We start from the raw sequence: 20,506 nt of genomic DNA, 5'->3' as shown, positions 1-20,506 counted from the left end.
AGCCTCTTGCAGGAGCCTCATCCGATCACCGCTAGCCGCGACCGGTCCACCGCCAGCCGCACGGGCTCCCCCGCGCTGGGGTGCGTGTCGACGGCTGCGACGGCGTCCACCTCCCCGAGCCCCTCGACGTCCACCACGAGCCGCACCTGGTCGGGCGTGACACGCGCGGAGACGACGACCCCGACGAGCTGGTCGGCGCGCCCTGCCGCCTGCGAGACGTCGACGGTCAGCGCCGATCGTCGTACGGCGACCGCGCGGGCCGGTGCCAGCCCGGCGGCACGCAGCAGGCGTGCGGCGGTCGCACCCTCGAGCACCCGCGCGTAGCCGAGGAACAGGGCGGTGGCCGGGTCGACGGGTGCACGCCAGACCTCGTCGATCGCGCCGCTCTGCACGAGGTGCCCGTCGCGCATCACCGCGAGCCGGTCGGCGACCGTGTAGGCCTCCTCGTGGTCGTGGGTGACCATCAGTGCGGTGGTGCCGGCCGCGACCAGGATCTCCCGCAGCTCACCGGCCAGCCGCTCGCGCAGACCCGCGTCGAGTGCCGAGAGCGGCTCGTCGAGCAGCAGCAACCGCGGCTCCACGGCCAGGGACCGGGCGAGGGCCACCCGCTGGCGCTCTCCGCCGGAGAGCGTGGACGGCAGCCGGTCGCCGTAGCCCTCGAGGCCGACGAGCGCGAGCAGCTCGCGGACCCGGCCGTCGACGTCACGGGCCCGCCGCAGCCGCAGCGCGTAGCCGACGTTGCGCGCGACGGTGAGGTGGGTGAAGAGCTGCCCGTCCTGGAACATCAGCGCGAAACCGCGCTTGTGGGTGGGCACGCGGGCGAGGTCCTGGCCGTCCCAGGCGACCAGCCCGCGCGCAGGCTCGAGACCGGCGACCGCACGCAGCAGCGTCGACTTGCCCGAGCCGGAGGGCCCGAGCACGGCCAGCACCTGCCCGGCGGGCAGCTCGAGGGAGACGTCGACGACGGCCGGGACCCCGTCGTAGTCCACCGACACGTGCGCGAGGGACAGGCTCATCAGATCGCTCCCAGCGACGGCACGCGCAACCGCTCGACCGCCGCCATGACGAGGGCGGTGGTGGCGGCGAGGACGACGGAGGCGGCCAGCGCCATGCCGTAGTTCATCGCACCCGGGTGGCCGATCAGCCGGAAGATCACCACCGGCAGGGTCGGGTGGTCGTCGCGCGCCAGGAAGGCGGTCGCGCCGAACTCGCCCAGCGACGCGGCGAACGCGAAGCCGGACGCGGCGAGCAGCGGCTTCCACAGCACCGGCAGGTCGACGGTCACGACCGCCCGCAGCGGCCCGGCCCCCAGCGATGCAGCTGCCTGGCGCTGCCGGTCGTCGATGCCGTCGAGGACCGGCACCAGCGTGCGTACGACGAGCGGCAGCGCGACCAGCGCCTGCGCGAGCGGCACCAGCAGCGGCGAGTCGCGCAGGTCCAGCGGGGGCGAGTCGAGGGTGATCAGGAAACCGAAGCCCAGGGTGGCCGCGGAGACCCCGAGCGGCAGCATGAAGAAGCCGTCGAGCACCCCGCGGACGCGGCGCTCGGCCCGGGAGCGCGACCGGCGCGTGACCGCCAGGGCGACGAGGAGCCCCAGTGAGAGGGCCATCCAGCTCGCATCGAGCGCCGTCCGCAGCGAGGTGACGAGCGCCTCGGTGACCGGCGCGAGCAGCGCCTGCTCCGAGCCGGTGGTCGTGAGCGCGCGGTAGTTGTCGAGGCTCCACGCGTCGCCGACCTGGAGCGACCCGGCGAGCAGGGTCAGCAACGGCACCGCCACGAAGGCCAGCAGCAGACCGGTCGCCACCAGCTGCCCGAGGTCGCTGCGACGGGGGCGGCGTGGCCGGGCGGGGACCCGCACGATGCTCGGGTCGGCGCTCGCCCGCAGTCGTCCGGCGATCGCGAGCAGGACGACCACCGCGACCAGCTGCACGATCGACAGTGCCGCTGCTCCCGGCAGGTCGAGCAGGTCGGTCGTCAGCAGGTAGATCTCGGTCTCGACCGAGGAGTAGCGGGTGCCGCCGAGGGTGAGCACGACGCCGAAGGACGTGGCGCAGAAGAGGAAGACGACGCTCGCGGCCGACACGATCGCGGGTCGCAGGCTGGGCAGCGTGACGGTGAGGAACACCTGGCGCGGGCTCGCACCCAGGGCCGCGGCGGCCTCGGCCGGTCGGGCGTCCATCGACTCCCAGGAGGCGCCGACCGCGCGGATCACCACGGCAGCGTTGAAGAAGACCAGGCCGGCGACGATCGCGACCGGCGTGCCGTCGAGGCCGAGGAAGCCCAGCGGCCCGGCCTCCCCCAGCAGCTGGCGGAACGCCACGCCGACGACGACGGTGGGCAGCACGAAGGGCACCAGCAGCGCCGCCCGGACCGCCCGCCGCAGCGGGAAGTCCAGGCGGTGCAGGACGTAGGCGGCCGGCAGCCCGACCGCGACGGCGAGGAGCGTCGCCACCCCGGCGGACCACACCGTGAACCAGACGACCCGACCGGTGCGCGGCCGGGTGAGCACGTCGAGCACCTCGCCGGGGGCGAAGGCGCCGTCGGGCCAGAAGCCCCGCGCGACCATGCCGCTGACGGGCAGCACGAAGAAGACGCCCAGCACCACGACCGGCACCAGGGCCAGGGCGAGCAGGGTGACCGGGCGTCTCCAGGTGTTCACGCGATCAGCCGCGACGTCAGCCGGTGGTGACGTCGCGCCACTGCGTCAGCCAGTCGTCGCGGTTGGCGGCGACCTCGGCCGGGTCGACCGCCCACGGGTCGGTCGGCTGCTGCGCGAAGGTCGCCCAGTCCTCGGGCAGCGGGGTGTCGTCGACCACCGGGAAGACGTACATGCTGTCGGGGAGCGCCGCCTGCACCTCCGGGCCGGTCATGAAGTCGACCAGCGCGCGGGCGCCCTCGGGGTTGGCGGCGCCGGCCAGCACGCCGGCGTACTCCACCTGCGTGAAGCAGGTGTCGAGCAGAGCGCTGGTGCTCGTGCCGCCCTCGCCGTCGACGGTGAACGCCGGGGAGGAGTCGTAGGACAGCACGATCGGGCGCTCGCCCTCACCGCCGCCCTGGGTGAAGTCGCCCTGGTAGGCCTCCGACCAGCCGCTGGTCAACAGCGCGCCGTTGTCCATCAGGTCGGCCCAGTAGTCGGGCCACGCGTCACCCTTGGCGGCGATCGTCGTGAGCAGGAACGCCAGGCCGGGCGAGCTGGTGGCGGCGGAGGGCAGCACGAAGAGGTCCTCGTACGTCGGGTCCGTCAGGTCCTCGAGCGTCTCCGGCGGGGCGATCCCCTCGGTCTCGAACCACGTGTCGTCCACGTTGACGCAGACGTTGCCGTTGTCGACCGGGGTGAGCGCGTGCTCCTCGTCGCCGGGCAGCTCGAAGTCGGACACGCCCGCGGGGGTGGGGTGCTCGTAGCCGTCGAACACCCCCTCCTCGAGCGCCCTGGACGCGAAGGTGTTGTCGACGCCGAACGCGACGTCGCCCGTCGGGTCGTCCTTCGTGAGGACCAGCTTGTTGGTCAGCGAGCCGGCATCCCCCGACGCGCGGACCACGAGCTCGTAGCCGGACTGCTCCTCGAAGGCCGCCTGGACCTCGTCGGGCAGCACGAAGGACTCGTGCGTGACCAGCACGACCTCACCCCCGGCCTGGGCGGTGGCTCGCTCCTCGTCGTCACCGGTGCCGATGAGTGAGCAGGAGGCCGTCGCGAACGCGCACGTGAGCAGGACAGCAGAAATAGACTTCATGTGACTCCCTTCGCCGGTGCTAACCGGAGCAGGTTCGAGGGTCTGCGGCTCTTCCGCACTCTCAGCAAGCTCGCGCTTGCTCCCCTGTCGTGAACCTCCAGACTAGCGACCTCGTGCGTGTCATCGCTCACCCGGCCGAGTCGGCGCGATGTTGCACGGCGTACGCCGAGTCGGCGCGATGTTGCACGGCGTACGCCGAGTCGGCGCGGCGGTCACGCGTGGTGCGGTCGCCGCATCGGCAGGTGTGCGATGCCGTCCTCCAGGAACTCCTCTCCGTCCACGGCGAACCCGAAGCCAGCGTAGAAGTCGCGCAGGGGTGACTGCGCGTCGAGCACGACCGCTCGGTCGGGACAGACGCTGAGCGCGGTCTCCATCAGCGGCGCTGCCAGACCGCGGCCACGGGCCGCGGGAGCCAGCACGACGCGGCCGATGCGCCACACCGTCACGTCGTCGAGCACCCGGGCGTAACCGAGGAGCGCAGCGTCGTCTCCGTCGTCGCCGTTGCCGTCGCGCAGCAGCACGTGGCGGGTGCCGAGCTCCGGGTCGCGACCGTCGAGGTCGGGGTAGGGACACTCCTGCTCCACGACGAAGACCTCCTGGCGCAGCCGCCACACGGCGTAGGCCGTGGCGGAGTCGAGGGCCGCGAAGGGCATGGCTGCGATGTTCACCGGAGGAACTCCACCGTGCGCCGGAAGGCCGCCTTGGCCTCGGGGATCAGCGGGAGGATCGGGTAGACGTGGATCAGGTCGGGCGCCTCGACGTAGGTGAGGTCCCAGGTCGACCCCGCGGCGCGCTCGGCGAGGAGCCGGCACCCTGCGACGAGCAGGTCGCGGGTCCCGCAGAGCATCAGCGCCGGAGGCAGTCCGTCGAGGTCGGCCAGCGCCGGCGACGCCTCGGGGCTGCCGAGCGTGTCGGACGACCCGGCCCACCACTCGGCGTACGACCGGAGCTTGGCGAGCGACAGCCACGGGTCGATCGCGTCGAGTGCCTCGGTCTCCGGGGTGCTGGTCGTCAGGTCGACCCACGGGGAGATGAGCAGCAGGTGCGAGGGCTGCGGGCCGCCGCGACCGCGGAGGGTCTGCGCGAGCGCCAGGGCGTAGCCCCCACCCGCCGAGTCGCCGGCGAGGACCAGCGGACCCTCGGCCGCCCAGCGGGAGGCGAGGTCGGCCAGGGCCTCGTGGGAGTCGTGCACCGTGTGCTCGGGAGCCAACGGGTAGGCCGGCATCACGACACGGGCGCCCAGCTCGCGGGCCAGCCGGGTCGCATAGACCACGTGCGTGCGGTCCATCGGCGCGACGAACCCGCCGCCGTGCACGTAGAACAGCGTGCGCGTGATGCTCACGCCGCGGGGCGTCAGGACGTAGGCAGGGAAGTCGCCCGCCGGACCGCTCACCGTCTCCGTCACGACGGCGACGTCCTTGGCGAATCCACGGATCCCCTTGCTCGGCAGGTCGGGCTGCACCTGCCCCCACGCAGCGTGCACCGCCTCGATGCGCGCCCGCTCCTGCTCCGGGCTGTCCAGGTCGCTGGAGCGGCGGATCCTGGGGATCACAAAGGCCAGGAGGGCATGGCGACGGCTCGGCATGGCGAGGAGCCTTCCACAGCCGAGTCGGCGCGATGTTGCAGACGGGGGGTCGAGTCGGCGCGATGTTGCAGACGCGGGGCCGATTAGGGGAGATGTTGCAGACGCGGGACCGAGACTGCGCGATGGTGCAGGCGGGGGCGGCGCACGCTGCACCATTGCGCCGACTCGGCGTACGCGGGACAACACTGCGCCGACTCGGCCTACCCGGAGCAACATTGCGCCGCCTCGGCAGGGCGACACCAGCCCGGCGTCCAGACCAGTGAGGCCTCCTGGCGACAAACCCGGACGGCGCGTCGGTGCGGTCCTACGTTGAGCCCGTGCCGATACCCCCAGCCGCATCCGACAGCGCCGCCTCCATCACCGCCGCCTCCATCACCGCCGCCGGCCGCGCCTGCGCGGTCGCCGCGCTGACGATCGCGCTCACCGCCACGGCCGGCGTCACGCCGAGCAGCGCCCAGGTCGGGTCGGCGGCGCTGACCCGCGACGAACGGCGGGCGCCGCTCCAGCCTGCCCCGCCGTCGTACGCGATCGTCACGGACGGTGACGTCACCGACCTCGCCCGGCGCGGCGACACCCTCTTCGTGCGCGGCGACTTCACCCGCATCGGCCGGTTCACCGGCTCCGGCATGCCGCTCGACCCGACGACGGGCGTGCGCACCGAGGCACCGGCGCTCGACGGCCAGGTGTCGGTGGTGGTCGCGGACGGTGCCGGCGGTTGGTACGTCGGCGGCAACACCGCCAACGTCGACGGTCACCGCTTCGGCGGCGTGCTGCACGTGGCGGCCGACGGCACCGCCGACCCGGCCTTCGCCCCACGCGTCCGCGGCCTGGTCAGCGCGCTCGCGCTGGACGGCAACACCCTCTTCGTCGGCGGCCTCTTCGACTCCGTCGACGACAGCGAGCGCCGCAACCTCGCGGCCATCGACACGACCACCGGCGACGTCACGCCCTTCCTCGCGCCGCGGCCCGAGCGCGTGACCGAGCTCGTCGTGAGCGACGGGCGGCTCTTCGTCGGCGACGGGTCGTTGATCGCCGTCGACCCCGTCACCGGCGCCCGCGACACCGGCTTCGAGGCGTCGCTGCCCGGCGAGGTCCGCGCCCTGGCGGCCGACCCGGACGGCACGCGGCTCTACGTCGGCGGCCGTGGCCTGATCGCGCTCGACCCCGACACCGGCACCGCCGACCCGAGCTTCACGCCCACCGCAACGCCCTACGGGCAGCTCGGCGGTGTCGTCCACACCATCCTGCCCAGCGGTGACCGGCTCCTCGTCGGCGGCGGCTTCGGCGCCCTCGGCGGGACGCCCGGCCCGCTGGTCTCGCTCGACCCGGCCACCGGCGCCGGCGACCCCGCCTTCACCCCCGCGGTCGCGGACCTCGGGGAAGGCCCCGACCGTGGCGTCTTCGACCTCGGCGTCGTCGACGACGAGCTCTGGGTCGGCGGGCTCTTCGGCAGCGTCGGCGGCACCCCGGCCACCAACCTCGCCGCGGTCGACGTGACCACCGGCGCCCGCGTGAGCAAGACCCTCGACCACCTCGACGGCCAGGTCAACGCGGTCGAGCCGTCAGGCCCCGGCCTCTACGTCGGCGGGCAGTTCTTCATGGCCGGCTCGGTCCGCGCCCGTGACACCGCCGCCCTCGACGCCGCCACCCTGCTGCCCCGCCCCACCTTCCGGGGGCACCCCGTGCTGCGCTTCGGCTCGATGGTCCCCGGTCACCGGGCGATCTACGTCGCCCGCACCAACTTCCACGGCTACGACGCCTTCGAGCACGATGCCCGTGGCCGGTGGTACTCCCCCACCCGCCTCGACGTGCGCGCCTTCGACCCGACCACCGGCGAGCCGATCGATCGCCTCGCCGTGACCGGCGTACCGAACCTGAGCGGGGTGACCACCCTCGGCGACCGGCTCTACGTCGCCCAGCGCCTCGACAACGACGTCCGCTTCCCGCGCAACCTGATCACCGCCTACTCCCAGCGCACCGGTGAGCGACTCCGCAGCTTCGTGCTGCCGCTGAAGGGCTACGTCTCCGAGCTCGGCACCGCCGGCAACGACCTGCTCGTCGCGGGCAGCTTCCGTCGCACGCGGCCGGGCGGGCAGCCCGCCCACCTGGCGCTGCTGCGCGTGCGTCCCGGCAACGGCCACGTCCGCAACGGCTTCGACCCGCAGACCAACGGCCCGATCTACGACATCGCCCGTCAGGGCGACGACGTCTACGCCGCCGGCATCTACCGCACGGCCGGCTACGGCAACGCCTCCAAGCCCGGTCTGGCCCGCTTCTCGCTCGACCGCGAGGTGCCGGGCACGCTCGACCTGCGCGACCTCTTCCGGCCGCCGCGGCACCGGCTCTCCCACGACGGCACCGTGGCGGCGCTCGGTGAGGTCGTCATGACCAACGGCTGGACCAACCGCTTCCTCGACGCGGTCAGCGGCGAGCCGGTGGAGGACCCGCTCGACGGCTACGGTCGGCAGGCCTCGCTGGCCCTGCCGTACGACGGGTCGCTGGTCTACGTCGGAGACCTCTACCTGCCGCTGGCGGCCGACGACTACTACGCGTTGTCGTTCATCTCGCTCACGGGCGGCTGAGGCCGTTCAGGTCAGGGCCGCGAAGACGACACCGTCGGGGTGCTCCTCGCGCGTGGCCTGACCACGCGCGACGAGCAGCTCGAGGTGGGCCTTGGTCTCCATGGAGGCCATGCCCTGGCTGAAGACGTCGAGCTTCTCGAACGGCGTCTCGTGACGCGTCCAGCCCAGCCCCTGCGCCACGTCGTGCGACGTGCGGGGACCACCGGCGAGCAGGTGCAGGCTCTCGGCGAGCCGGCGCTCGTGGTGCACGAGCAGCTCGTCGACGCGGGTGTGGGAGGACGGCGCGACCGGGCCGTGCGCCGGCAGGACCGTGAGGTCGGGCAGGCCGCGCACCTTGGCCAGCGACCCCATGAAGTCGCCCAGCGGCTGGTCGGTCGGCGGGACGGTGAAGCCGATCGACGGCGTGATGGTCGGCAGCACGTGGTCACCGGCGAAGAGCAGCCCGGCGGCCTGGTCGGCGTAGACGAAGTGGCCCGGGGTGTGCCCGGGGGTGTGGACCGCGTCGATGATGCGGCTACCGACCTTGAGCTCCTGGTCGCCCGACAGCCAGACGTCGGGATAGGCCCACATCGCGGGGTCGGGCAGCTCGTCGCCCTCCATGCGCACCCACTGATCGGCCACCTCGCGCGCTCCGGCCGAGACCAGCACCGCGACGAACGGGTTGGCGCTGAGCTGACCGACGTTGGTGAGCAGGTCGAGCGCGGGCAGCTCGCCGAGCCCCAGCGACACCTCGACGCCGAGCTCGGTGCCCAGCACCCGCGCCAAGGTGTAGTGGTCGCGGTGGACGTGGGTCACCAGGAAGCGACGGATGTCTGCGAAGCCGTAGCCGACCTCGCCCAGGCACCGGTCCAGCAGGTCGCGCGCCACCGGGATCGACCAGCCACCGTCGACCAGCGTCAGCCCGTCGCCGGTCTCGATCACGTAGACGTTGATCGCACGCAGGCCGTCCATCGGCAGCGGCAGCGGGATCCGGAAGATCCCGTCGGCCACGCGCCAGGCACCCTCGGCCGTCCAGTGCTCACCGGAGTCCGGCGAGACGGCGTACGCCGTGCTCACGCCGGGGTCCCTGCTCCGGCTCGCGTCGGGCGGGGGTGCGGAGTCGGGGATCACGCGCGGGACGTTACGCGCCGACGTCGGGGAACCCGAGGTCCAGGGTCGGCTGCTGGATGCCGCCGTCGACCTCGAGGAGCTTGCCCGTGACGTACTGGCCCGCCTGGGAGGACAGGTAGAGCACCGCGGCCGCGATGTCCTCGGGCTCGCCGACACGGCCCAGCGGCGTCTTGGACTCGAGCTGGTCCATCATCGCCGGCTGACCGGCGACGAACTCGAGCGCGCTGGTCATGATCGACCCGACGTAGATGCCGTTGACGCGGATCCGTGGCGACAGGTCCTGGGCCGCCATCTTGGTCCAGTGCGCCAGCGCGGCCTTGGCCGTGCCGTAGGCGATGAAGCCGCGGTCGGCCGTGCGGCCCATCATCGAGGAGATCGTGACCACGCTCTTCTGCGCCTCGGGCGCCGTCTGCAGCATGAGCGGGACGGCGGCGCGAGTCAGCGCGTGGGCCGTCGTGACGTTGAAGCTGAAGGCCTCGTTGAGGAAGTCGTTGCTGGTCTTGAGGAACTCGGTGGGGAAGGTCCCACCGACGTTGTTGACGACCGTGTCGAGCCGACCGAACTCGTCGTACGCCGCCTGGGCGAGGCCCGCGACCGCGTCGAGGTCGCTGAGGTCGGCCGCCACGACGAGGCAGCGGCGACCCGTCGCGCGGACCTGCTCGGCGACCACGTCGAGCTGCTTCTCGGTGCGGGCGGAGATCAGCACGTCGGCGCCGGCCTCGGCCAGGGCGACGGCGGTGGCGGCGCCGAGGCCACGGCCCGCGCCGGTGACGATCGCCACCTGGTCGGTGACGGCGAAGCGGTCGAGGATGCTCATCGGGAGACCAGCCCGCGCCCCGTGACGAGCGGCAGGTCGATCGCCGTGACCAGGCCGGGCTCGGCGGCGACGACGGCCGGCAGCGCGTTGATGATGCGCTGGGCGGTCGTGATCATGCCGGACACGTTGTGGTCGCCGTGCTCGCCGTGGTGGGTGAAGTCGACCTGCATCATCGGCTCGCCGGAGATCTTGACCCGGTAGCAGCCGTCCCCGCCCGCCGGCGGCGTCTCCCACTCCGGGACCTGGTCGGGCGCCGTACGGGTGATGTGCTCGAGCACGACGCGCGGTGTCCCGTCGACCTTGCCGATCAGCTGGAAGCGGACCGCGCCCATCGTGCCGGCGGCGACGTCGCCGGAGACCGAGGGCGTGTCGACCTCGGCGGCGCGGCGGTCGACCTCCTCGGTCAGCGGCTCGTCGAGCACGACGTCGAGGCCCGCGGCGATCTGGCGCACGACGCTGCCCCACGCCATCGTCAGGATGCCGGGCTCCCAGAGCATCGCCTTGAAGTCCATCGGCCTGCCGAAGCCGAACATGTCGCTCATGACGACCGGCTGGTAGTAGGTCGAGTAGTCGCAGATCTCCATGACCCGCACCTCGTCGATGCGCTGGGACAGGCTCGTCATCACCAGCGGCAGGACGTCGTTGGCGAAGCCGGGGTCGATCCCGTTGACGTGGATGCTCGCGTTGCCGGCCTTGCAGGCGTCGTCGATGCGCGCGAGGAACTCCGGCGGCAGGATCTTCTCGGGCCACTGGAGCAGCACCGGCCCGGAGGAGGTCACGTTGATGCCGGCCTCGACGAACGAGATCAGGTCCTCGATGCACTCGAAGACCCGGTCGTCGGCCATCGCGGTGTGCACGATCGCGTCGGGCTTCAGCGCGATGAGGGCGTCGCGGTCGGTGGTGGCGAGCACCCCGAGCTCGCGACCCATCTCGGCCAGGATGCCGGCGTCCTTGCCGTGCTTGTCCGGGTTGGACACCCACACCCCCACGAGCTCCAGGTCGGGGTGGGCGTCGATGCCCGCGATGGCGTGGCGGCCGATGGTCCCCGTCGACCAGACGACGACACGGAGCTTGCGATCAGGCTTCACTTGCGACATGGGGCCAACCTAGAACACGTTCTAGATTTGTGGAAGGGGGGTCGGGCCTCATGTAACACGTCGTCCACCCATCTAGAAGGTCGTTGCAGCGGCCCAGAAGATGAGCAGACGACGTGTTACATGAGTTGCGCCGCGCCGATCACGCCGGCGACACCACCGGGCACCGCGTGCCGGAGTAGATCGTCGGCATGCAGCGGTTGCAGTGGACGCAGGCACCGGCGGTGGCGCGGCCGGCGGCGAGCTTGTTGACCAGGTCGGGCTCGCGCAGGACGGCGCGACCCATGGCGACGAAGTCGAAGCCGGCCTCCATGGCGCGCTCCATCGTGTCCACCCGGTTGATGCCGCCGAGCAGCATCAACGGCATCGACAGGGCCTCCCGGAAGCGCATCGCCTTCTCCCAGAAGTAGGCCTCCTCGAAGTCGTAGTGCTTGAGGAAGCCCCGGCCCATCGGCGTGCGCATGCCGAGCCGTACGACGGGTGGCATGGACGCCGCGAACTCCTTCAGGGGGACGTCCCCCCGGAAGAGGTACATCGGGTTCATCAGCGAGCTGCCGCCGCTCATCTGGAGGGCATCGAGGCACCCGTCGGCCTCGAGCAGCCGGGCCAGCTCGAGCCCCTCGTCGGTGGTGACACCGCCGCGGAAGCCGTCGCTGAGCGACACCTTCGCGGTGACGGCGACCTCGGAGCCGACCTCGTCGCGCACGGCGCGAGCGACCTGGCGGGCCAGGCGCGCGCGGTTCTCGAGCGAGCCGCCCCACCGGTCCCTGCGGCGGTTGAGGCCGGGCGCGAGGAAGGAGGAGATCAGGTAGCTGTGGGCCATGTGCAGCTCGAGCACGTCGAAGCCGGCGCCGACCAGCGTGCGCGCCGTCGCGACGTAGGCGCGGGTGACGCGGGTCAGGTCCTGCTCGGAGGCCGCGCGGACCATCTGCATCGACAGCGGGCTGGGCATCCGACTCGCACTGACGGCGCGAACCCCGTTGGAGCGGCCGTTGGCCACCGGGCCGGCGTGACCGACCTGTCCGGCGATCGCCGCGCCGGTCTCGTGGATCGCGTCGGCCAGCCGGGCCAGCCCGACCGCGGTCGAGGGTCCGACGACGACCTGCTCGGCATGCGTGCGACCCTCCGGCGCGACGGCGAGGTAGGCCACGGTCGTCAGCCCGATGCCGCCGCGCGCGACGGAGAGGTGGTAGTCGATCAGGGCGTCGGTCACCTGGCCGTGCGGGGCGCGGCCCTCGAAGGTCGCGGCCTTGACCGTGCGGTTGCGCAGCCGGACCGGACCGAGAGCGGTGGGTGCGAAGACGTCGGGTGCCATCCCCGAACGATAACGTGTTCTAGTTTTGGACGTGGCACGATCGGTGGCGTGACCGATGCCGCCGTGGCCGCGCTCCGGGCAGCCGGCTGCGTCTTCGCCGAGGACGAGGCCGCGCTGCTGCGCGCCGAGGCGGAGGACGACCGGCACCTCCAGCTCCTGCTGGCCGAACGCGTCGCCGGCCGCCCCCTCGAGCAGGTCCTCGGGTGGGCCGAGCTGGACGGCGTACGCGTGCGGATGAGCCCGGGCGTCTTCGTCCCCCGTCGACGCAGCACGCTCCTCGTCCGGCTCGCGTCCGCCGAGCTGCGCACCGGCCGCGAGACGGTCGTCGACCTCTGCTGCGGCTCGGGCACCCTCGGCGCCGTCCTGCTCGCCCGCCACCCCGATCTCGACCTGCACGCCGCCGACCTCGACCCCGCAGCGACCGCCTGCGCGCGCAGCAACCTGCCCCCGGAGCGCGTCCACGAGGGGGACCTCTTCGACGCCCTGCCGACCGACCTCGCGGGCCGAGTCGACGTGCTGGTCGTCAACGCCCCCTACGTCCCCAGCGGTGCGATCGCGACCATGCCGCCCGAGGCGCGCGACCACGAGCACCACGTCGCGCTCGACGGCGGCGCCGACGGGCTCGACGTACAGCGTCGGGTGATCGCGTCGGCCCCGTGCTGGTTGGCTCCCGGTGGGCTGCTGGTCGTCGAGACCGGACCGGCCCAGGCAGCCACCACCGCCGCCCTGATGCAGACCGCCGGCCTGGAGCCGCGCCAGCACCGGGCTCGCGACGTCGATGGCTGCGCGACCTCCGGCCGTCAGGTCTAGACCATCGCACCGCGCGAGGTTTGGCAGCCGGCCGATCGGGAAACAGATCCCACGTCGGCGGCCCTGTCGGGCTTGGCGCACGCTGCGAGGACCGGGGGGCCCGCGCAGCAACCGTGACGGGCCGTCGACCATCCTCTTCCCGCCCTCGGGCGGCCCGTCAGGTACTACGCTCTCGAGTCATGCGGAAGACGCTGTGGGCCGATCGCAACGCCCAGCTCGACCCGGAGACGGACCACGCGGAGATCTACCGCAACCTGACGCTCTACGAGTTCCCCTGGGACTTCAACCAGTCGTTGGGCTTCGCTCTCTTCCGCACCTACGCCGTGCCCAGCATCGGCAGCCTCCTCGACGCCACCGGGCAGTTCACCGGCGCGTGCCAGAAGCGCTACGACGACACCGGCATCCTGCTGGAGGCCCCGCTCGTGTCCGGCTTCACGAGCCGCGACGGCAAGGTCGCGATCCGACGCATCAACCAGATGCACCGGATGTACGACATCAGCAACGACGACCTGCGCTACGTCCTCGCCACCTTCGTGGTGGTGCCGAAGCGCTGGCTCGACGACTTCGGCTGGCGCACCCTGTCGGACGGCGAGCTGCGCGCCTCGGTCAACTACTACCGCGAGCTCGGCCGGCACATGGCGATCACCGACGTGCCGGACACCTACGACGGGTTCGCCACCTTGATGGACGACTACGAGGCCGAGCACTTCGCCTTCGACCCCGGCGCCCGTCGCGTCGCGGACGCGACGCTGGCGCTGATGGCGTCGTTCTACCCCCGCCCCGCCGCCAAGGGCGTCGATGTCTTCAGCCGTGCGCTGATGGACCCGCCCCTGCTGGCGGCCTTCCGCTACGGCGATCCGGGCCGTGCCGCGCGTCGCGCCTCGACCGCTGCCCTCCGGGCCCGAGCCCGTCTCCTGGCGCACGCGCCGTCGCGCCGCAAGCCGATCTTCGTGCACGACCTGGCCAAGGTGAAGAGCTACCCCGGGGGCTACGACCTCGCCGCGATGGGCACGTTCACCCCGGGCTGCCCGGTCCCCCACCGGTGACGACGGCGGGCCTGCCCTGGCGACGTCACAGCCGTCGTACGGCGAGCAGCGTGGTGTCGTCGTCCTCGGTGCCGTCCTGCAGGGCCAGCACCCGGTCGGCGAGCCGGTCCAGCGACTCCTCGACGCTGGTGGAGGAGGCCAGCACCCGCAGGCGGTCGGTGCGCTCGTCCATGTCGTACCCACGACGCTCCACCAGCCCGTCGGTGTAGAGCAGGAGCGTCTCCCCCACCGGCAGGTCGACCACGACGGTGTCGGCCTGACCGACCCCGACGCCGAGCAACGGGCGCGCGTCGTGCGCGACCTCCCGGGCACCGTCCGGGCCGGTGAGCAGCGCCGGCGGATGACCGGCGTTGGCGATCTCGACCCGCCCGGTCGCGATGTCGAGCAGGGCGATCACGGCGGTGGCGACGCTCAGGTCGAGCAGGCCGTCCATCAGCCGGTCGAGATGGTCCAGGCACGACGCCGCACTGTGGCCCTCGAAGAGGTAGGCACGCAGGGCCGTGCGGACCTGGGTCATCGCGGAGGCCGCCGACACCCCGTGTCCCGCGACGTCGCCGATGACCAGGGCGAGGCGCCCGTCGGGCAGCTCGAAGGCGTCCCACCAGTCCCCGCCGAGCTGGTAGGTCGTCGCCGGCCGGTAGCGCGCCACCAGCTCGACGCCTGCGAAGCCTGGCGCCCGGTCGAGGACCACGTTGCGCCGGAGCGACTCCGCCATCGCGATCTGCTCGCGGGAGCGCAGCAGCAGGAGCCCGTTGACGTGGCGGCCCATCACCTCGGACGCCTCGAGCTCCCAGGGCGCCCAGCCCTGCGAGTGCCCGCGCACGACCTGGCGCCACGTGTCGAAGGACCGCCGGGGGCTGAGGCGCACGTGCCGGCCCTCCGAGGCTGAGAGCAGCTTGTTGGTCGGGTCGCCGCCCCAGTCGACGACCTGCTCGATCTCGGGGCGCAGCCACAAGAGCCACCGCTCGGACGAGGCGCCGATCCGCAGCACGCCCGACACGACCGGCGCGAGGTGCGCCAGGGCGGGGTCGGTCCCGGCGAGGTGGTCGGTGTGGGTGGCGTAGCGGCCCGGGTCGTCGGTCACCGCGGCGATCCGCACGAGGTCCTCGGTGGCCGGGACCACCCCGACCGTGCGGATCGTCCCGTCGAAGTTCATCGCGACCCCGCTGGCGCTCATCAGCTTCATCAGGGCCGGGTCGGAGATGAGCGCGTCGAGAGGCGACTCGGAGCTGGATGACACCCGGGCGGTCAGCTCGGCCAGCAGGGCCTGCGTCGACAGGGCCGCCTCGCGGTCGTCGGCGCGCTCCCGGTCGGCGATCATCGGCGAGGAGACCTGGGCGAGGAACTGCGCTGCCGACCGCGCGTCGTGCGGTGGGCGGTGCGGGCCGGAGTAGTGGTGGCACGCGATGAGCCCCCAGAGCTCCCCCTCGACGAGCAGCGAGACCGACATCGAGGCGGTGACGCCCATGTGGGAGAGGTACTCCACGTGGATCGGCGACACGCTGCGCAACGTCGAGTGCGACAGGTCCAGCGGCGCTCCCGTGCCGGCGTCGAGGATCGGCGTCAGGGGGACCGGCGTGTAGCCGATGTCGACGATCAGGCGCAGCCAGTTGACCGTGTAGAGGCGACGGGCCTGGGCCGGGATGTCCGTGGCCGGGTAGTGCAGGCCGAAGAAGGAGTTGAGGTCCGGGCGACGGTCCTCCGCCACGACCTCGCCGTTCCAGTCGTCGTCGAAGCGGTAGACCATCACCCGGTCGAAGCCGGTGAGCGTGCGGACCTCCCGCGCGAGCTGGTCGGCGAGCCCCACCACGGAGCCGGCCGCCGCGAGCCGACCCATGGCGCTGCGCGCCGACTGGTAGGTCATCGAGGTGTCCCGCACGTGCTGGACCGGCTCGACCTCGACGATCGTCCGCTCGCCGGAGCGGTGCACGTGCAGGTCGACCGCCCGACCGGCCAGCCCGCCCAGCGGCACCTCGTCCAGGACTGCCACGAGGGGCTCGTCGGGGTAACCCTGCGCGACGCGACGGTCGACGAGGTCGGCGGCACGGCTGCCGATGACGTCCCCGAGGGGGCGGCCGACCACGACCTCCGCGTCCTGGCCGAGCATCGCGCCGGCATTGGCGGACGCCATCACCACGACTGCGTCGTCGTCGACCGCGACGAGCACCCCGTGCGGCTGGATCGCCCCCGGCACGTGGATCGGCTCGGTGTCGCACGTGGTCAGGTCGACCGGGTCGTAGGCCGGCGTGTGGTCCCCGGGGGGAGTCGACGGGGTGGACACGTCCGGGCACCGCCTTCCGAGATGGTGCCGATGCCCCATGGCGATCGTCGTTCCCGTCTCTTCCGGCACGACCCTACGAGACCGCTCCCTCGCGCGGGGGCGGACCACGAGAAGAGCCGGTCACAGTCCGGTGAAGGACCCTCGGCCCGGCGCGGTGAGCATCGCCCGGCTCGGGCGCTCCGCCCGCCGCTCGGGCGCCGTCGGGGCGGCGCCGGGCAGCGCGAAGAGGAAGCCGAGGCCGTGCCGCACGGCCAGGGTGTGGCCGACCAGGCAGACCGTGACCACCAGCGCCGTCACCAGCACCGGGTAGCCCACGGTCAGCGCGAACGACGCCGCCGTGCGCCCCTCGCCCAGCACGACCCCCGAGTGCTGGACCACGGCGATGACCACCATGTGCAGCACGTAGACCGGCAGGGTCCGCCGCCCGAGCCAGGCCAGCGGCTCGGCCACCCGCGCGATCCGCGAGAGCTCGACGGCCGCCGTGATCCCGGCCGGCAGCCCGACCACGCTCAGCAGCACCAGCTCGATGCTGCGTGGCGGGTCGAGCGGCACCAGCAGCAACGAGAGACAGGCGTACGCCGCCACGAGGGCCCGCAGCGACAGACCGGCCTGCGCCACTCGTCGTACGACGTGAGGGGCGTAGGCGCCCAGGGCGAAGAAGGTGAAGTGGAAGAGCACCGAGACCCGGTTGGTCTCCTCCAGCGGGAGGAAGGAGGACAGGAGTGACACCGCGGCCGCGACCACGACGACCAGCACCGGCCTCTGACGCAGCACGGTGGCGAGCGCCGTGTAGAGCGCCAGCGCGTAGAGGAACCACAGCCCCGTGGAGGCGTAGAGGACGTCGAGGATCAGCTCCAGCCACCCCTGGGTGCGGTTGGTCGGCAGCGTGACCTCGAGGGTGAACACGCCCCACAACAGGACCAGCCAGACGACGTAGACGTAGGCGAGCCGCAGGACCCGCGCGCGCACGTCGGTCCAGTCCCGGTGGACCACACCGGCGGCGAAGAAGCCGCTCACGAGGAAGAACAACGGCATCCGGACCGGCTTGAGCGCACTGCTCAGGCCCACCCAGAGGTGCTCGACAGGACCGAGGCCGTCGGCGACCAGCGGCGCGTAGTGCTTGGTCGTGACGTGGTGCAGCACCACCAGGAGGATGCAGACGCCCTTGGCGACGTCGGGCCAGAGCAGACGGGTCGGCGTGGAGGGGTTCACCCCCGCTGTGACGCCACCGGCTCCTGAGAAGTTCGCGGCGACGCCGGCAGGGCGCAGACCGCGCGGGTCTGGACCAGGCCGAGGGCCCAGCAGGTGGGGCAGCCGCGCAGCAGCACCACGGCCGGCACGGCCAGGAGCAGCGCGACCGGACCGGTCAGCGGGATCAGCGCGAAGGCGGCCACCAGGAGGGGCAGTCCGAGCGCGCCTCGCAGCAGGTGCTCACGCACGGAGCGGGACGCGAAGGTGGTGTCGGCGTCCATGCCCCCAGCGTGACAGGCGGCCACAAGGGGCCGCTCACCCGACGGCTCGCACCGGGTCACACCCGGGTCGCACCAGGGTCCTAAAGTAAAGAAACGGTGGACCGGGGTGCCGTGACCGCCACACACGCGACGATGAGCAGCATGCCCCCCTCGACCGAGCGCGTCCCCGAGCGCCCGGTCCAGCCCGCCGTGTGGCCGGGCGGCCGGCGTTCGGTGGTCCTGCCCGTCACGGCCGCGACTCTTGCTCTGGTGTTCGCCCTGGGCTTCTGGTCGGTCGTCTTCGCCCCCTCCGGCTCGCAGGTCGCCGCCTGGTGGCCGGCCGCCGGCGTCTCGGCGGCGCTCGTCGCACTCTCTCCACAGCGGTCCTGGGTGTCCCTGGCGCTGGCCCTGGTGGCGGTGACGGGTACGGCCAACATCGCCGCGGGACGACCGCTCCTCGTCGCGCTGTGCTTCGGGGTGGCCAACGCCACGGAGGCCGTGGTCATCGCCTGGTCACTCGGTGCGGCCCGCGAGAGGCCGGCCCTGAGGAGCACCGCCGACATGCGCCGGCTCGTGGCCGCCAGCGTGCTGGGCGGTCTCACCATCGGCCTGCTGGCGTCCCTCACCGTGACCCTGCTGGAGGACGGCGCCTTCCTCGTGACCTGGGAGCGCGTCCTCGCCTCGCACGTCGCCGGCGTCCTGATCGTGCTGCCCGTGGCACTGCTGGTGCTCCCCGGGGTCTCCCCCGGGATCCGCTGGAGGGAGTGGCGCGGTTCGGCCTCGGCGCTCGAGGCCGGGGCGCAGGTCATCGCCACCCTGGCCGTGGTCTCGGTGGTCTTCAGCCGAGGCCAGGACCGCCCCTTCGTCTACCTGTGCCTCCCGTTCCTCGTCTGGCTGGCGCTCCGTCTGCCTCCGTGGGCGGTCGCGCTGGAGATCCTCGCGATCGCGACCCTGGTCAACGTCCTCATCCACGAGGGCGGTGGTCCCTTCATCTCCTCGGGTGCCATGACGCCGGAGACCTCAGCGGTCCTCGTCCAGTCGTTCCTCGTCGTCTGCGTCGTGGTGGCGATGCCGCTGGCCCTCTCGCTCCAGGAGAGACGCGAGACGCTGACCGACCTGAGGCGCAGCGGTGGCGACCTCCAGGTCGAGCGCGATTTCACCGCAGCCGTGCTCGACTCCACCGACTCGCTCATCGTGGTCGTGGACCCTGCGGGCCGGATCGTGCGCGCCAACGCCGCCGTGGAGCGGATCAGCGGACTGGCCCTGTCGCGGCTGGTGGGCTCGGCCTACGACGAGGCCCTGCTGATGCCGGGGGCGGCGGCCAGGTTCCGGCACACGTTCCTCTCCGGCGGGGAGCCGACCGGGGACGGTCCCGACGGGGTGGAGCACCAGGTCTGGCGCTCACCCTCGGGCCAGGCTCGCGCGGTCACGGCCAGCAGCCGACCCCTGCACCGCGACGACCCGACGGGCCCGGTCGTGATCACCGGGCGCGACATCACCGAGCAGCTCGAGACCCAGGGCCTGCTGCGCTCGATCCTCGACGCGACGACCGCCACCGCCGTCATCGGCACCGACACCGAGGGCGTGATCACGTTCTTCAACGCAGGCGCCGAGGCGATGCTCGGGTTCAGCTCGGTGGAGATGGTCGACCGCGAGACACCTGCCCGCTTCCACCTGGAGAGCGAGGTCGTCGAGCGGGCCCGGGAGCTCGCCGTGGAGCCCGGCTTCGAGGTGTTCGTCCACGAGGTGCGCCGCACGGGCGTCCCCGAGCGCCGCGACTGGACCTACCTCCGCCGCGACGGGACCACCATCGTCGTGAGCCTGACCGTCAGCGCGCGGACCGACGTCGACGGGACGATCCACGGCTACCTCGGCATCGCCGCCGATGTCACCGAGCGCCGCCGGGCCGAGGAGTCGCTGCGCACCGCGCTCGAGCACGAGCGGCTCGCGGTCGCCCGCCTGCACGAGCTCGACCGGATCAAGACCGACTTCGTCTCGAGCACCAGCCACGAGCTGCGCACGCCGCTGACCAGCGTGCTGGGCTTCTCCCAGCTGCTGGCCACGGAGGCGGTCGGCCCCGTCAACCAGCGCCAGCGGGCCCTGCTCTCCCGGATCGAGAAGAGCGGGCGGCGGCTGCTGGACCTCGTGGAGAACCTGCTGACCCTCGCCAGCCTGGAGTCCGGGGAGCTCGACCTCCGCAAGGCGGCGGTCGACCTGCGCGAGGTCGTGGTCATCGCCCTCGAGACCCTGGAGGAGACGCTGCGGGGTCGCGACCTCACCCTGGAGCTCGACCTGGGAGCCGACCCCGTGGGGGTGTGGGGCGACCAGGACCAGCTGGAGCGCGCGGTGATCAACCTGCTGTCCAACGCCATCAAGTTCACCGACGACGGCGGCCGGGTCGAGGTGTCGTTGACGCACGTCGGCGACGAGGCACGGCTCCGGGTCGGCGACACCGGCATGGGGATCCCGCTCGAGGAGCAGGACCGCCTGTTCAGCCGCTTCTTCCGGGCCTCCTCGGCGACGGCGGCAGCCGTCCCCGGAACGGGGCTGGGCCTCTCGATCGTGCACGCCATCGTCGAGGCTCACGACGGCAGCATCGAGGTGACCTCGACCCCCGACGTGGGCACCACCTTCGTCGTGCACCTGCCGACGTCCCAGGAGCAGGCGGAACCCGCAGCATGACT

Annotated in this window: 16 protein-coding genes and 1 riboswitch; of the genes, 4 read left to right on the top strand and 12 right to left on the bottom strand. The window is 72.6% G+C overall.

Translation table 11 applies throughout. The features are described from left to right. Positions 1–17: 17 nt before the first annotated feature. From RMN98_RS06570 to RMN98_RS06550, 5 genes are all read right to left on the bottom strand, one after another. Complete coding sequence (locus RMN98_RS06570; protein WP_309648006.1) at positions 18–1,016, bottom strand: ABC transporter ATP-binding protein; 999 nt, start codon at positions 1,014–1,016, stop codon at positions 18–20. Then, positions 1,016–2,659, bottom strand: coding sequence for an ABC transporter permease subunit (locus tag RMN98_RS06565; protein ID WP_309648005.1), 1,644 nt, complete (start codon positions 2,657–2,659; stop codon positions 1,016–1,018). The genes RMN98_RS06570 and RMN98_RS06565 overlap by 1 nt, the downstream gene beginning before the upstream one ends. Before the next feature lie 16 nt (positions 2,660–2,675). Continuing rightward, positions 2,676–3,731, bottom strand: coding sequence for a thiamine ABC transporter substrate-binding protein (locus tag RMN98_RS06560; protein WP_309648004.1), 1,056 nt, complete (start codon positions 3,729–3,731; stop codon positions 2,676–2,678). Next, positions 3,720–3,827: riboswitch (TPP riboswitch) on the bottom strand. (Overlaps the previous gene by 12 nt.) Before the next feature lie 116 nt (positions 3,828–3,943). Continuing rightward, a complete protein-coding gene (locus RMN98_RS06555) occupies positions 3,944–4,399 on the bottom strand; it encodes a GNAT family N-acetyltransferase (protein WP_309648003.1) in 456 nt (151 codons plus the stop codon). After that, positions 4,396–5,316, bottom strand: a complete 921-nt coding sequence (locus tag RMN98_RS06550) for an alpha/beta hydrolase (RefSeq protein ID WP_309648002.1) — start codon at positions 5,314–5,316, stop codon at positions 4,396–4,398. Before RMN98_RS06550 ends, RMN98_RS06555 begins: the two co-directional genes overlap by 4 nt. A gap of 317 nt (positions 5,317–5,633) precedes the next feature. Between RMN98_RS06550 and RMN98_RS06545 the strand changes: the two genes are divergently transcribed. Next, on the top strand, positions 5,634–7,898 hold the full coding sequence (locus RMN98_RS06545) for a hypothetical protein (RefSeq protein ID WP_309648001.1): 2,265 nt from the start codon (positions 5,634–5,636) through the stop codon (positions 7,896–7,898). 6 nt (positions 7,899–7,904) lie between these two features. Here RMN98_RS06545 and RMN98_RS06540 read toward each other — a convergent pair whose 3' ends face one another. The 4 genes from RMN98_RS06540 to RMN98_RS06525 all read right to left on the bottom strand — a co-directional run bounded on the left by RMN98_RS06540 (position 7,905) and on the right by RMN98_RS06525 (position 12,234). Beyond that, positions 7,905–9,008 carry an MBL fold metallo-hydrolase gene (locus RMN98_RS06540; RefSeq protein WP_309648000.1) on the bottom strand — a complete coding sequence of 368 codons (1,104 nt, stop codon included), beginning with the start codon at positions 9,006–9,008 and terminating at the stop codon, positions 7,905–7,907. Between the two features lie 10 nt (positions 9,009–9,018). Continuing rightward, positions 9,019–9,825 (bottom strand): SDR family oxidoreductase, encoded by an 807-nt coding sequence (locus RMN98_RS06535; RefSeq protein WP_309647999.1) that lies wholly within the window; start codon positions 9,823–9,825, stop codon positions 9,019–9,021. After that, positions 9,822–10,922, bottom strand: a complete 1,101-nt coding sequence (locus RMN98_RS06530) for a diacylglycerol kinase (RefSeq protein WP_309647998.1) — start codon at positions 10,920–10,922, stop codon at positions 9,822–9,824. Before RMN98_RS06530 ends, RMN98_RS06535 begins: the two co-directional genes overlap by 4 nt. A gap of 139 nt (positions 10,923–11,061) precedes the next feature. Then, positions 11,062–12,234 (bottom strand): NADH:flavin oxidoreductase, encoded by a 1,173-nt coding sequence (locus tag RMN98_RS06525; RefSeq protein WP_309647997.1) that lies wholly within the window; start codon positions 12,232–12,234, stop codon positions 11,062–11,064. A 48-nt stretch (positions 12,235–12,282) separates the two neighbouring features. On the opposite strand from RMN98_RS06525, the gene RMN98_RS06520 reads away from it, so the two are divergent. Continuing rightward, entirely contained in the window at positions 12,283–13,044 is a 762-nt protein-coding gene (locus RMN98_RS06520; protein WP_309647996.1) for a putative protein N(5)-glutamine methyltransferase, read from the top strand. Positions 13,045–13,223: 179 nt separating this feature from the next. Beyond that, positions 13,224–14,090: an oxygenase MpaB family protein gene (locus tag RMN98_RS06515; protein ID WP_309647995.1), complete on the top strand. Its 867-nt coding sequence runs from the start codon at positions 13,224–13,226 to the stop codon at positions 14,088–14,090. 25 nt (positions 14,091–14,115) lie between these two features. Here the strand turns inward: RMN98_RS06515 and RMN98_RS06510 are convergent, their stop codons facing one another. From RMN98_RS06510 to RMN98_RS06500, 3 genes are all read right to left on the bottom strand, one after another. After that, the gene (locus RMN98_RS06510; RefSeq protein WP_309647994.1) at positions 14,116–16,371 is read right to left on the bottom strand and encodes a SpoIIE family protein phosphatase; all 2,256 of its coding nucleotides are present in this window, start codon (positions 16,369–16,371) and stop codon (positions 14,116–14,118) included. Positions 16,372–16,491: 120 nt separating this feature from the next. Beyond that, positions 16,492–17,583: an acyltransferase family protein gene (locus RMN98_RS06505; protein ID WP_309647993.1), complete on the bottom strand. Its 1,092-nt coding sequence runs from the start codon at positions 17,581–17,583 to the stop codon at positions 16,492–16,494. Continuing rightward, positions 17,580–17,843, bottom strand: a complete 264-nt coding sequence (locus RMN98_RS06500) for a hypothetical protein (RefSeq protein WP_309647992.1) — start codon at positions 17,841–17,843, stop codon at positions 17,580–17,582. Before RMN98_RS06500 ends, RMN98_RS06505 begins: the two co-directional genes overlap by 4 nt. Before the next feature lie 141 nt (positions 17,844–17,984). Between RMN98_RS06500 and RMN98_RS06495 the strand changes: the two genes are divergently transcribed. Next, complete coding sequence (locus tag RMN98_RS06495) at positions 17,985–20,504, top strand: ATP-binding protein (RefSeq protein ID WP_309647991.1); 2,520 nt, start codon at positions 17,985–17,987, stop codon at positions 20,502–20,504. Positions 20,505–20,506: the final 2 nt, after the last annotated feature.

Source organism: Nocardioides sp., assembly GCF_031397825.1.
Lineage (GTDB): Bacteria > Actinomycetota > Actinomycetes > Propionibacteriales > Nocardioidaceae > Nocardioides.
This window is presented reverse-complemented; position numbering and strand designations above follow the sequence as displayed.

Excerpts from the sequence above, each read along its gene's own strand:
- RMN98_RS06570 (WP_309648006.1), bottom strand. The coding sequence starts at position 1,016 with ATGAGCCTGTCCCTCGCGCACGTGTCGGTGGACTACGACGGGGTCCCG.
- RMN98_RS06560 (WP_309648004.1), bottom strand. The coding sequence starts at position 3,731 with ATGAAGTCTATTTCTGCTGTCCTGCTCACGTGCGCGTTCGCGACGGCC.
- RMN98_RS06550 (WP_309648002.1), bottom strand. The coding sequence starts at position 5,316 with ATGCCGAGCCGTCGCCATGCCCTCCTGGCCTTTGTGATCCCCAGGATC.
- RMN98_RS06535 (WP_309647999.1), bottom strand. The coding sequence starts at position 9,825 with ATGAGCATCCTCGACCGCTTCGCCGTCACCGACCAGGTGGCGATCGTC.
- RMN98_RS06530 (WP_309647998.1), bottom strand. The coding sequence starts at position 10,922 with ATGTCGCAAGTGAAGCCTGATCGCAAGCTCCGTGTCGTCGTCTGGTCG.
- RMN98_RS06525 (WP_309647997.1), bottom strand. The coding sequence starts at position 12,234 with ATGGCACCCGACGTCTTCGCACCCACCGCTCTCGGTCCGGTCCGGCTG.
- RMN98_RS06515 (WP_309647995.1), top strand. The coding sequence starts at position 13,224 with ATGCGGAAGACGCTGTGGGCCGATCGCAACGCCCAGCTCGACCCGGAG.
- RMN98_RS06500 (WP_309647992.1), bottom strand. The coding sequence starts at position 17,843 with ATGGACGCCGACACCACCTTCGCGTCCCGCTCCGTGCGTGAGCACCTG.
- RMN98_RS06495 (WP_309647991.1), top strand. The coding sequence starts at position 17,985 with ATGCCCCCCTCGACCGAGCGCGTCCCCGAGCGCCCGGTCCAGCCCGCC.